Source organism: Bacillus cereus, assembly GCF_002567495.1.
GTDB lineage: Bacteria > Bacillota > Bacilli > Bacillales > Bacillaceae_G > Bacillus_A > Bacillus_A cereus_AQ.
Genome location: NZ_NVAP01000045.1, coordinates 47,384 through 60,365 on the forward strand (window position 1 = coordinate 47,384; position 12,982 = coordinate 60,365).

A 12,982-nucleotide genomic window follows, 5' to 3' on the forward strand; every position below is an offset into this window, starting at 1 on the left:
TAGCTGGATTTTGAGGTGGAGTCTTACTGCCCGCAAATAGTGGGATAAAAATAACAAACTGGAGGAATATATGATGAATATTAAACAAGTATTAGATGCGAAAGATTTAGCATGTCCAATGCCGATTGTAAGAACAAAGAGAGCGATGGATGCTTTACAAACTGGAGAAGTGTTAGAAGTACATGTAACGGATAAAGGGTCAGTTAAAGATATTCCAGCGTGGGCAAATAAAAGTGGCCATGACATCGTAAAGCTTGAAGAAGAAGGCGATGTACTGAAGTTTTGGATTGAGAAGGCATAGTAAAGAAATAAAGTTATAAATGCAGAGAGGTTGGTTATATGAACACAATATTAAGTACGCTTTTCATTGTACTTGCTGCATGGTTTGTTATTTCACGCTTTTTACCAGTGAAGGGTGTCCAAAGTATAAGTGGAAAAGAATTAAAAAGTATAGTGGGGAAAAAGGGGAAGTACTTTATCGATGTTCGTACAGTAGGTGAATATAGAGGGAATCATATGAAAGGTTTTCAAAATATCCCGCTAAATGAGCTATCTGGCAGGGCGAATCAATTAGATAAAAATAAGGACGTAATTGTTATTTGTCAAAGTGGAATGAGAAGTAAACAAGCAGCAAAGATGTTAAAAAAATTAGGATTTCAGCAAGTAATAAACGTTTCAGGTGGTATGAATGGTTTGTGAGGAGGGGCTTTAAAATGAAAGAAATGACTACAAAAGAATTAGAAGAAAAATTGTCACGTAAAGAAGCGGTAAATATTGTAGATGTACGTGAAGTAGAAGAAGTAGCCGAAGGAAAAATTCCAGAAGCACTTAATATTCCGCTAAGGCTATTAGAGTTTCGTATGCATGAATTAGACAAAAATAAGGAATATGTTATCGTTTGCCGTGCTGGCGGAAGAAGTGCAAGAGCCGTTCAATTTTTAGACGGTTACGGTTTTCGAGCGATTAATATGGTAGGCGGTATGTTAGCTTGGGAAGGAAAAGTCGTATAGTACGGAGATAAAGGATTTCAGCTTTTTTATAAATAAGAAAATACCCCTATAGGTAATTAGGAGGAGAACAACATGGAACAACAGAAGAAAACAACAATCGTTTTATTTAGTGGAGATTACGATAAGGCGATGGCTGCTTATATTATTGCAAATGGTGCAGCGGCGTATGATCAAGAGGTAACTATTTTTCATACTTTTTGGGGATTAAATGCTTTAAGGAAAGATGAACATGTGAATGTAAAGAAAACATTTATAGAAAAAGTATTTGGAAAAATGATGCCGCGCGGTGCTGATAAGATGGGGTTATCCAAAATGAATTTTGCTGGTATGGGACCAAAGATGATTAAAGGTATTATGAAAAAACATAATGCAATGCCTTTACCAGATTTAATTGATTTGGCGAAAGAACAAGGGATTAAACTTGTAGCTTGTCAAATGACAGTAGATTTATTAGGGTTAAAAGAGGAAGAGATTATGGAAGGGGTAGAGTTTGCAGGAGTAGGAGCATATTTAGCGGATGCTTCGGACGGGAATGTAAACTTATTCATTTAAATCACCTTCTTTTTGGAAGGAGGGGGATGTAAGGTGAGTGTAGTATTATTACTTTTTATAATTGGGTTTATAGGGTCGTTTATATCAGGAATGGTTGGAATTGGCGGTGCGATTATTAATTATCCGATGATCTTATATATTCCAGTATTATTAGGATTTACCGGATATACGTCACATGAAGTTAGCGGTATTACAGCGGTACAAGTATTCTTTGCAACTTTTGCGGGTGCGTGGGCATATCGGAAAAGTAGTGACATGAATAAAACGTTAGTTGTGTATATGGGAGTTAGTATATTAATAGGAAGTTTTATAGGAAGCTTTAGTGCAAATTTATTAAATGAACATGCTGTAAATGTTGTTTATACAGTATTAGCGACCATTGCAGCTATTATGATGTTTGTACCGAAAAAAAATAATAGCGGAGCAGTTAATTATAATAAATGGTTAGCGAGTGTGTTAGCGTTTATTGTAGGAGGTGTTTCCGGCATTATTGGGGCTGGCGGTGCGTTTCTTTTAGTTCCAATTATGCTAGTTATTTTAAAATTACCACTGCGCATGACGATAGCAACATCTATCGCTATTACGTTTATTTCCTCAGTAGGGATTACGACTGGAAAAGTGATTACTGGGCAGGTAGTTATCATTCCAGCTCTAATTATTGCGGTTGCAAGTATATTTGCTGCGCCACTTGGAGCACGAATCGGGAAGAGGATAAATCAAAAAGTACTACAATATATGTTATCGATTTTAATTGTAGGCACTGCTGTTAAGATGTGGGTCGATATGATATCGAAATAAAAGGATGGTGCTGTTTACAGCCCATCCTTTTATTTATCTCGCTATTTATGGATCGTAAATCCCGACTGATTATAGTTTCACTTTACGCCCAAATAACTTTCATTAAGTTTTTATATTCGTCATTTGCTAATTTATATAGCATTCTCGTATGTTCAAAGACAAGTGCTGGATTAAAGTTTGGTTCTGAGAATGCAAGAGATGTTGAAATATCAATTGCATTTTGCTTGTTTAATGTGAATTTTGCAAAGCGATAAGATGTGTTTAATTCATTGATGATATGTAAAATATCATTTGTTGATGTTGCATCAGCCACGTGAGCAACATTGAAGCAGTATATATCCACCGTAGGGTGTTCGTTTTGGAAAGCAGCGATAAGTTGAATTTTTGCGCCAGCTTCTGTCTCTAATCCTACTGAAAAATGAACAGATCCATCATTTTCATCTATATTTTCTTCCATGTATATATCGTTGGATTTTAAGTAGTCTTTAAAATCTGAGATGTTATGTTTTACTGCAGCTTTCATATGTATGAGCCCCCTGATAATTGGAATAGATTGCTATTATTTATTATAATTTAAAAATATTAAAAAAGATAGTTAGAAAGTTCTGATTTTTGTATTTGGAAGAATAAAAAGAAGCGGTTCTCTACCTCCATAGAGAACCGCTTCTATATTATTCATTGTTATTAGATGATGTTTCTTTATCTTTACTATTAGTTTCATTTTTACTTGATTCGTGCTCGTTCTTATTTTCAGACTTAGATTCTTTTATCTTTTTCGAATCAGAGTCAGATTCAGACTTTGTATATGCAGGTAGTCCAAGATGAGTACGAAGTTCATTTGTAACATTAGCTAATTCTTTTTTATCTGGATTGTAGTAGTAAGTTCGGCCACCACCAGCAGATTTGCTACATGTATCGTCACCTTTTGCCATATAGCAGTCATCACCTTGAAGTTGTAATTTCTCAATTTCCGAATCCGATCCGTATTTATAGAATGAAAGCATATCATCAAATGTTAAGTTTGTAACGAATTGTCCGTTAATATCATCAATGATGTTGCCAACTTTTGTTACAGATCCAACATTTGTTAGTTTCTTTAAAATAGCTTCGATAACGAGTTGTTGACGTTGTCCACGCATTGCATCACTATCGATGTGTCTTGTTCTAGCCAGAGCCAGAGCCTCTTCACTATTTAACTTTTGAACACCTTTTTTCAGGTGAATCGCCTCAGCATTATCATTGCTATCTTGTTCAGTAAATTCAACCGGTACATCGACTTCAATGCCGCCTAAATCATCAACAATTTTCATAAATGACTTGAAGTTAAACTTTACAAAGTAATCGACAGGTACATTCATTAATTTTTCAACTGCATCAATACTAGCTTGTGGTCCACCATCTTTTCCGTTTTTAGTAGAACCGAATGCATGAGCGTGTGTAATTTTATCTTTTTTCTTTTCTATTGGAATATAAGTATATGTGTCACGTGGGATACTTAATAGCTTTACAGTTTTGCTATCTTTATTAAAAGTTGCAAGTAAAAGCGCATCCGTTCTTATAGCTTCACCATATTCTTTTCCTCGGACATCGCTTTCATCAACACCCATTATTAAAACAGAGACATTGTTTGTAATAGGTTTTACAGCTTTATCACGTAAATCAGATTTATCACCGCGTGCTAAATCGTGTGCGGCATTTCGCATAGCAGAAGATGCTTTATTTACTAAAAACCAAGTGTAACCGCCGCCTATTAATAAAATAAATAGTATAACGCTTATAATGATTTTTATTTTTTTCTTATTTTTTTTCGGGTTACTGCGTGTATTTTCTTGCAAAGATGGGTTTTGCTCCATTTCCTGTACTCCTTCATTTGGATTGAAATACGACACTCATATCCACTTATTATAATGAAATTTAGCGAAAAAAAACATTACAAATCATTTACATTTCGTAAAAATTCAATTTATTTATAAAAAGTCAGATTTTTTATATATTATTTTTCAGATGTAGAATAAGTATAAGGGCTTTTAGTAGAAATGAAAATATATATTATGAGAAAGTGATAGGGAAGTAAGATTTGTTGAAATATAGCCAAGAAGAAATGAGTAGGCTTACTTATTTCTTCTATATAATAAAGAAGAATTTGACGGATAAAGGAGAGAGCATAATGAATCATACATCATTCCGAGCAATCGTTGTGAACGAAACAGAAAGTAAGCAGTTTGTAAGAAACGTTGTAGAGAGACAAGTAAGTAGTTTACCTGAGGGGGACGTATTAATACAGGTTCATTATTCTTCATTAAATTATAAAGATGCCCTTTCAGCTACTGGTAATAAAAGTGTTACGAGAACATATCCTCATACGCCAGGAATTGATGCTGCAGGAGAAGTTGTGAGTAGTGAAGATAACTCTTTTAAGATAGGAGATCAGGTTATTGTAACGGGATATGACTTAGGTATGAATACCTCTGGTGGTTTCGGAGAATATATTCGCGTGCCATCATCTTGGATCGTGCCTTTACCAGAAGGAATGTCATTAAAGGAAAGTATGATGTATGGGACAGCAGGTTTTACAGCTGCTTTGTCGGTATATAAGCTTATTGGATCGGGAATTAAGCCTAGTATGGGAGACATTTTAGTAACTGGTGCTACAGGAGGCGTAGGTAGTGTAGCCGTTACTATTTTAAGTAAGCTAGGCTTTAACGTAGTAGGAGCGACCGGAAAAATAGAAGAGGAAGATATGCTACTACGTCTAGGAGCGAAAAAAGTGATTCATCGCGCGGAATTGAATGATGAATCAGGAAGACCGATGTTAAAAGGGCTATACGCCGGAGTTATCGATACTGTAGGTGGACATATGTTAGAAACAGCTTTAAAAACAGTAAAGTATGGTGGGTGTGTAACGACATGCGGTAATGTGGCAGGGCAGGAATTACATACAACGGTATATCCGTTTATTTTGCGAGGCATTAGCCTTTTAGGGGTAGATTCTGTACAATGTCCAGTGGACGTGAGAAGAGATGTGTGGATGTTGTTAGCGAGTGAGTGGGAAAATAAAGAGTTACTAACTTATATAGAAGAATGTACGTTAGAAGAGTTAGATGAAAAATTTGCACTTATATTGCAAGGAAAGTTAAAAGGAAGAACAGTTGTTAAAATGAAATGAAAAAAGAGACGCTTAATATAGCGTCTCTTTTTTCATTATAATGATTGTTTTAAATTGATTTTTTCTTGTTCACCTAAAACACCGTCAGCGATATTTACAGCGTGATCGCCAATGCGCTCTAAGTTACTTACCATATCGACGAAGATGATACTTGCATCACCTGAACAGCTACGTTCGTTTAGACGTAATACGTGACGTTTACGAAGAACACGTTCCATTTGGTCGATTTTACGTTCTTTCGCAATAACAGTTTGAGCTAGTTCAGTATCGAAGTTTGTTAAAGCTTCAACTGCGTCTTGTAGTGTTGAAATCGTCAATTCTAACATTTCGTTTAATTCGGCTAATGCTTCGTCTGATAGTGAAACACGATTTGAAATTTGGAAATCTACAAGTTCTACAAGATTTTCCACATGATCACCGACACGTTCAATATCTCCAACAACACCTGCTAATACGGAATGTTTTTCAGAATCCGTAGGTGAAAGAGGCTTTTCTGATAGTAAAACTAAATACTCGGTAATCTTTTTATCTAAATTGTTAATAGCTCCTTCTAATTGAGTAGCCATGTCAGCGTGTTTTTTGTCTTGTGTATTTAAAAATTGGTTTGCTTCTTTTAATCCATGTAATGAGAACTCAGCCATACGAATAATTTCTTTTTGAGCTTCTGTTAAAGCGATGGCCGGAGATTGTTCAATAAAGATTGGATTTAAATGTTGCGGTTTGAAATTAATAGCAGAATCTTCGCCGCGAATAATTTTTGTTACAATCCATGCTAATACTGCAATGAATGGGAACTGAATAATCGTATTTGTTACGTTAAATGTTCCGTGTGCAAATGCAATGGTCATTTCTGGATTTAAGTTTAATGACGTTTGGAAATATTGAATTAAACTTGTAAATGGTACTAATAAAATTGTAAAGATAATTGAACCGATAATATTAAAGATAACGTGAACTAATGCTGCACGTCTTGCTGCAATTGAAGTACCGATTGCTGCTAATACTGCTGTAATTGTCGTACCGATGTTATCACCGAATAATACAGGAAGAGATGCTTGTAAATCGATTGCACCTTGACCGAATAGTTCTTGTAAAATACCGATTGTTGCACTTGAGCTCTGTACAATTAAAGTGAAGACTGTACCGACAACAATTCCTAAAATTGGATTATCACTCATACTAACCATCAAATCTTGGAATGACTCTAAAGAACGAAGAGGTTTCATACCTGCGCTCATTAATTCTAAACCGAAGAATAACATACCAAAACCGAATACAACTTGACCTACAGAATGTACTTTTTTATTTTTAAAGAAGAATAGTAAGATCGCTCCAACTGCCATAACTGGGAGAGCATATTCTCCGATTTTAATTCCGATAATAAATGCAGTAACTGTCGTACCGATGTTTGCACCCATAATAACACCGATTGCTTGTCGTAATGTCATAAACCCGGCACTTACAAGTCCGACTGTTAAAGCGGTTGTTCCTGAACTTGATTGGATTAATACAGTAACTAACATACCAGCTAGTACACCCATTAGTGGGTTTGTTGTAAAACGATCTAGAATATCGCGAAGACGATCTCCAGCTGCTTGTTGCAGTCCATCGCCCATGTATTTAATCCCGAATAAGAAAATACCTAATCCACCAATGAATTGGAAGATCATTTCTTGAACATTATATTCCACGCATTCCACTCCTTAAATTTCATGTACGCTGTAATTATTAACTGAACCTTGAGTCACTGTAAACGGTTTGCTAGTAAAATTTACACTAAATTTACAAAGAGATGAAAAGTTTACAATTCTTTAAAGAAACAGCTGTATTTTATTGGTTTTTGTCTTTCGTAAATAGTTTTTTTGTAAATAAATCACACTTTTTAGAATAGTATTATTCAATTGTATATCAAGGGAATCGTCTACAAGTTCCTTGTATATTTTTTGATGAAAGCTAAAAAAATATGTAGGGAAATGCATGTAGTTTTATAACGTCAACATGAGGTTTAATATTTATTAAGTAGTCTTTTTTGCAAGAAAAAAAGCCGCTAAATTATCCAGCAGCTTTTTCCGTATTTTTATCTCTGTACTTTTGTTTTCTTATACTTGTAATGTAAATGAAGAGGAAAGCAATAAGTAATAGAGAGGAGTAACGATATACAGTTGCGTAGTTTGTAAAATGAGCAATAAATCCAAATATAATCGCTCCAGCACCAATTCCAAGGTCAAATGCGGAGAAGAATGTAGCAGTTGCTACGCCGCGTCGATGCGGTGCTACGCGGTCAATCATCCATGCTTGTAGTGCAGGTTGAATCGCTCCAAAGCCACTTCCGTAACATGCTGCAGCAATAATTAAGCTCGGAATTGTCGTCGTATACGACAATAAAATAATACCTGCGAACGTTATAATAACCCCTGGAATGATGACGAATGTATGGCCTTTCGCATCATATAACTTTCCAGAAAATGGACGAGTTACAGCGATTGCTAGCGCGTTACATAAAAAGAAGAGACTAATATCAGCAATGCCAACTTCTGTAGCAAATAGTGTGATAAAGCTGCCGATTCCGCCGTACATTAATGTAATACATAATATTAATAATGAAGGAAGTAAAGCTTTACGCTCAATAAATCCATCGAGAAAAGTACCAGATGATTGTTGTGGAGGCTGTTTCGTTTTTTGGATTTGAAGTAGTTTCGTTAAAATTAATGAAACGATTGTGCATGAGAGTGCACATAAAAAAAGAACATTGAAATTATATGCTTGCATAAGCCATAGTCCGATAAGTGGACCGAGAGCCATTGCAATTGTTCCAGAAAGGCCGAAATATCCCATACCTTCACCGCGGCGAGCTTGCGGAATTAAATCAGAAACGACAGTTCCGTATGTAGTCGTTGTAATACCGAAACCAGCTCCGTGTAAAATACGAACAGCAAGCAAAAGAAAGATCGTTGAGGCGAAAAGGTAACTGCCCATAGCGAGTAAACAAATAGCAGTACCAATCATTAAAATGATTTTTTTATTGAATTTTTGCAAGGCGTTCCCAGTTAGCGGTCTAACAAAAAGTGCTGCAACGGTAAACATGCCGACAACAAATCCGATATTGGAACTTGTGCCACCAATTTCCTTCACATAAACAGGTAAGGTTGGAATTAACATTTGAAACCCTAAAAACATACATAAGTTTGCAAAAATTAAAGCGACAAACTCTTTTGTCCATAACGGTTCTCGTTTTACGAGTATTGCTTCTCCCATATATTCATCCCCTATATAAAATTTATCTCTTTTCTTTCGAGTATATGTATTGGCCAATGCAACAGTCAAGGAAGGTGTCTTGAAAACGGATAACAATTTTCAAGGTAAAAAACTGACAAATTTGTGTAAACGCTACACAACTATGAAAAAAAGATGTAAAGTATAGATGTATAGACTTGTAGGTGTTAAGAATGATAGAAATTGTTTTTTCTTTAAAGAAAGCGGATTCAAAAGAGTAGTGAACAAGATGGGGATATATACTTTTTCACTACATATATTTGAAAAGGTTTACAATATGACGAAGGAAGAGGCGTGTACATATGAGACGATTAGGTATTTCTATTTATCCAGAACATTCAACAGTAGAGAAAGATAAGGAGTATTTAACATTAGCAAGTAAATACGGATTTACACGTGTGTTCACATGTTTACTATCTGTGGATGGAGAAAAAGAGAAAATTATAGAAGAATTTAAAGAAACGATCTCTCATGCGAATGCATTAGGGTTCCAAGTATTAGTTGATATTAGTCCATCTGTTTTTGAACAATTAGGTATTTCGTATAATGATTTATCATTTTTCCATGAACTAGGTGCGTACGGTATTCGTTTAGATGTCGGTTTCTCAGGATTAGAAGAATCGATTATGACGTACAATCCATATGGTTTGAAAATCGAGATTAATATGAGCAATGGTACGAAGTATGTAGATAACATTATGAGTCATAGACCAAATCGTGAAAATTTAATTGGTTGTCATAATTTTTATCCGCATCGCTATTCAGGGTTATCATACGATCATTTCATTAAATGTTCGAAACAATTTAAAGATTACGGTATGAGAACAGCTGCTTTTATTTCATCATTTGATGCAACATACGGACCTTGGCCAGTAACAGAAGGGTTATGTACATTAGAGCAGCATCGTGAATTACCGATGACAACACAGGCGAAGCATTTATTTGCAACGGAATTAATTGATGATGTCATTATTGCGAATGCATATGCGTCAGAAGAAGAATTACAAGCACTAGGTGCATTAAATAAAGAGAAACAAACATTTGATATAGAACTATATGATACAACGACAGAACTAGAAAGAATTATCGTATTAGACGAACCGCATTTTTATCGTGGAGATGTATCTGAATATATGATTCGCTCTACACAAAGTCGCGTGAAATATAAAAAAGAAGAGTTTAAACCTCATAATACGCGCGAAATTAAGCGTGGAGATCTTTTAATTGATAATGAGCAATATGGTCAGTATAAAGGCGAATTACAAATTGCATTAAAAGATATGGTGAATACAGGAAAAACAAATGTAGTTGGGCGAATTATAGAAGAAGAAATTTTCTTACTAGATTATTTACAAGCGTGGGATAAATTCGGATTTACATTAAAGAAATAGATAAAATATAAAGGGGAAAAACTACTGACTTCAGCGGCTTTTTCCTTTTTATATATAAAGAGCGAGAGGAAGAGCTATGACAAAGGTGCAGCAGCGATTAATTTCTATTTTGGAGGAGTTTTTAGAAGAGAAATCGATGTTAAATCGAGCTTTTTTAGCGAGCCGTTTACATGTATCAACGAAGACGATTCAAAAGGATATAAAATTATTAAATGATATATTGGAAGAAAACGGAGCGAAAATCGAATCGCAAAGAGGGACTGGATACGAATTAGAAATTATACAAACGAAGAAATTTGAAGACTTTTGCGTGAGTCTATTTCAAAAACAGACGGAAAAGATCCCAACTTCTTATGAAGAAAGAATAGCGTACATTCTGCAACGTGTTTTAATGACAGAGGGATATGTGAAGCTTTCAGAATTAGCGGAAGAGATTTATGTGAGCAAATCAACGGTCAATTTAATTATGAAAGATGTTACAGATATATGTGGTCGCTATAAATTACAAATTGAGAAGAGACCGTATTATGGTATACGTATTGTTGGAGAGGAATTTAATATTCGTTCTTGTTTATCACAATATGGTTTACCGCGCTATGACCATATGCCGTTTCATGAGCAATTTGAGCAGACAGAGACATATGTATCGCTACCTCATATATCACTCATTCGTTCAATTATATTAAAGTATATTGAGGGTGGAACAATATACTTATCTGATATAGAAGTTGATAATTTAGTCATTCATATTGCAATCGCATTAAAGCGTTGCCAAAGTCAACATTATATGAACGGACTGCATGCGGAGCAATCGGAACTTATAATAAAGAAAGAATATACAATTGCGAAGCAGATTTTAGGAGATTTAGAGAAAGAGTTAAAACTTTCATTTCCAGAAGAAGAAGTATTATATGTGACGATGCATTTATTAAGTACTGCTGTTACAGCGAGAGATCGCTATGAAAATGTAGAAGAGCTATTAGGAAAAGATATATATGCATTTATGCAACATATTCTTTTTAAAGTAGCGGAAGAACGGAATCTTATTTTTTATTATGATGAAGAATTATTATTTGGATTTGGTGTTCATTTAAAAACGTTATTAAATCGTTTGAAGTATAAGTTAAATACGAGAAATCCTCTTTTGGCAGAAGTGAAAAAGAATTATCCGTATGCTTTTGAAATTGCGGTTCTCGTTGGAGATATAATTGGTGAATATACGGGTGAATCGATCCCTGAAAGTGAAATTGGTTATATTGCTATTCATTTCGGCGGAGCGATGAGCCGTTTGCAGGAGCAGAATCAAAAGAAAAGATGCTTAGTAGTTTGTGCGACTGGTCAAGGAAGTGCACAACTATTAAAATATAAAATTTTATCACAGTTCCGAGATAAATTAGAAATTGTAGGTATTACAGGCTATTATCAATTGAAAGTAGAAGACCTTTATAAAGATAAAATAGATTGTATTATTAGTACGATTCATATACCGAGTGGTTTGCCTGTTCCAGTTATAAAGGTAAATTCAATATTTGATGATAAAGAGATTAAATCGATTGGTCAGCGGTTGTTTACGCATGTGAATACGAGTGTGCAGCCTTATATTAAGGAAGATTTAATTTTTTTAAATCATAATGCTTCCACGAAAGAGGATGTTATTCAGTTTTTATGTGAGAAAGCTGCTGAGAAACATTATGTACAAGAAAACTTTTATGCTTCTGTTATGGAAAGAGAAAATACGTCTCCGACAGCGGTTGGGAATTTAGTTGCGATTCCGCATCCGATGCAGTTATTAAGTGAGAAAACCTTCTTAATGTTTTGTACACTTGCAAAGGCTGTTGATTGGGGAGATAAAAAAGTACAAGTAATTATTTTATTTAGTGTAAAGCGCAATAATAATGAAGACTTACAAAGGCTTTATGATTTTTTATATGATATTATGTCTAGTCAAAGCGCAATAGAGAAGCTAACTCAGACCGAGGTAATTGAAGATTTTCAAGAGATTTTACTATCGTTTTGAAAAAGTATATAAAAACTTCCGTTACATAACGGAAGTTTTTTATGTTTAATTGTATGCGTTTTCATAATAAGATGAAAATATAGAAAAACATAGCTTGGGGGAATTTAAAATGACTGATATGCAAACTCCATTTGCGTTAATTTTACATGGTGGCAACGCGAGAAGCGCGGCGCTTGAAGCAATCGCTTTTGCAAGACAAGGAGATTTTGAGAATGCGAGTGAAAAGATGGAACTTGCTAGTGAAGAAATTTCAGCAGCTCATCGTATTCAAACGGATTTAATTCAAGAAGAGGCAAGAGGAAATCATGCAGAAATCAGTTTACTGTTAGTGCACGCACAAGATCATTTAATGAATGCAATTACAGTGAAAGAACTGGCTGAAGAATTTATTACCCTTCATAAACGAGTGGAAGAGAAAGTGACAGTATAAGATGTACATTTTATTATGTTGTGCAGCAGGCATGTCGACGAGTATGGTCGTAAGAAAAATGCAAGAAGAGGCAAAAAAACAGGGGAAGAATTATAAAATTAAGGCGGTTGATTCAGAACTTGTGAAACTTGAAATAAAGGAAGCCGATGTTGTTTTAATCGGTCCACAAGTAAAATATTTATTTCCAGCTGTAGAGTTTCTTGCAAATTCATACAATATACCAGTTGCGATTATAAATCAACGAGATTATGGCATGTGTGATGGTTTGAAAGTGCTTAAGCAAGCAGAACAATTAGTTTTAGCATAATTATATTTTTTTAAATATAAACATTATAATGTTATAAA

General features: G+C 34.8%; 14 protein-coding genes. 10 read left to right on the forward strand and 4 right to left on the reverse strand.

Going from position 1 to position 12,982, the window contains the following annotated elements:
- Positions 1-70: 70 nt before the first annotated feature.
- From COK05_RS21865 to COK05_RS21885, 5 genes are all read left to right on the forward strand, one after another.
- Complete coding sequence (locus COK05_RS21865) at positions 71-301, forward strand: sulfurtransferase TusA family protein (protein ID WP_098614230.1); 231 nt, start codon at positions 71-73, stop codon at positions 299-301.
- 38 nt (positions 302-339) lie between these two features.
- A complete protein-coding gene (locus COK05_RS21870; protein WP_141539207.1) occupies positions 340-699 on the forward strand; it encodes a rhodanese-like domain-containing protein in 360 nt (119 codons plus the stop codon).
- Between the two features lie 14 nt (positions 700-713).
- The gene (locus COK05_RS21875) at positions 714-1,010 is read left to right on the forward strand and encodes a rhodanese-like domain-containing protein (protein WP_098614231.1); all 297 of its coding nucleotides are present in this window, start codon (positions 714-716) and stop codon (positions 1,008-1,010) included.
- Between the two features lie 72 nt (positions 1,011-1,082).
- Positions 1,083-1,562, forward strand: a complete 480-nt coding sequence (locus tag COK05_RS21880) for a DsrE/DsrF/DrsH-like family protein (protein WP_000437741.1) — start codon at positions 1,083-1,085, stop codon at positions 1,560-1,562.
- Between the two features lie 33 nt (positions 1,563-1,595).
- Positions 1,596-2,360: a sulfite exporter TauE/SafE family protein gene (locus tag COK05_RS21885; protein ID WP_098614232.1), complete on the forward strand. Its 765-nt coding sequence runs from the start codon at positions 1,596-1,598 to the stop codon at positions 2,358-2,360.
- 82 nt (positions 2,361-2,442) lie between these two features.
- Here COK05_RS21885 and COK05_RS21890 read toward each other — a convergent pair whose 3' ends face one another.
- The gene (locus COK05_RS21890) at positions 2,443-2,883 is read right to left on the reverse strand and encodes a hypothetical protein (RefSeq protein WP_098614233.1); all 441 of its coding nucleotides are present in this window, start codon (positions 2,881-2,883) and stop codon (positions 2,443-2,445) included.
- Between the two features lie 148 nt (positions 2,884-3,031).
- Positions 3,032-4,213, reverse strand: a complete 1,182-nt coding sequence (locus COK05_RS21895) for an LCP family protein (protein WP_098614234.1) — start codon at positions 4,211-4,213, stop codon at positions 3,032-3,034.
- 227 nt (positions 4,214-4,440) lie between these two features.
- Here COK05_RS21895 and COK05_RS21900 point away from each other — a divergent pair, with 227 nt between their 5' ends.
- On the forward strand, positions 4,441-5,526 hold the full coding sequence (locus COK05_RS21900; protein WP_141539214.1) for a YhdH/YhfP family quinone oxidoreductase: 1,086 nt from the start codon (positions 4,441-4,443) through the stop codon (positions 5,524-5,526).
- A gap of 35 nt (positions 5,527-5,561) precedes the next feature.
- Here the strand turns inward: COK05_RS21900 and COK05_RS21905 are convergent, their stop codons facing one another.
- Together COK05_RS21905 and COK05_RS21910 are read right to left on the reverse strand one after the other, a co-directional pair.
- Complete coding sequence (locus COK05_RS21905) at positions 5,562-7,217, reverse strand: Na/Pi cotransporter family protein (protein ID WP_098614236.1); 1,656 nt, start codon at positions 7,215-7,217, stop codon at positions 5,562-5,564.
- A 361-nt stretch (positions 7,218-7,578) separates the two neighbouring features.
- Complete coding sequence (locus COK05_RS21910) at positions 7,579-8,781, reverse strand: MFS transporter (RefSeq protein ID WP_098614237.1); 1,203 nt, start codon at positions 8,779-8,781, stop codon at positions 7,579-7,581.
- A 320-nt stretch (positions 8,782-9,101) separates the two neighbouring features.
- Between COK05_RS21910 and COK05_RS21920 the strand changes: the two genes are divergently transcribed.
- The 4 genes from COK05_RS21920 (at position 9,102) to COK05_RS21935 (ending at position 12,944) form a co-directional block, all read left to right on the forward strand.
- Positions 9,102-10,190, forward strand: coding sequence for a DUF871 domain-containing protein (locus COK05_RS21920; RefSeq protein WP_001253350.1), 1,089 nt, complete (start codon positions 9,102-9,104; stop codon positions 10,188-10,190).
- 76 nt (positions 10,191-10,266) lie between these two features.
- Positions 10,267-12,207, forward strand: coding sequence for a BglG family transcription antiterminator (locus COK05_RS21925; protein WP_098614238.1), 1,941 nt, complete (start codon positions 10,267-10,269; stop codon positions 12,205-12,207).
- Positions 12,208-12,316: 109 nt separating this feature from the next.
- Positions 12,317-12,637 (forward strand): PTS lactose/cellobiose transporter subunit IIA, encoded by a 321-nt coding sequence (locus COK05_RS21930; RefSeq protein WP_000131326.1) that lies wholly within the window; start codon positions 12,317-12,319, stop codon positions 12,635-12,637.
- Position 12,638: 1 nt separating this feature from the next.
- Positions 12,639-12,944, forward strand: coding sequence for a PTS sugar transporter subunit IIB (locus tag COK05_RS21935; protein ID WP_098614239.1), 306 nt, complete (start codon positions 12,639-12,641; stop codon positions 12,942-12,944).
- Positions 12,945-12,982 lie beyond the last annotated feature (38 nt).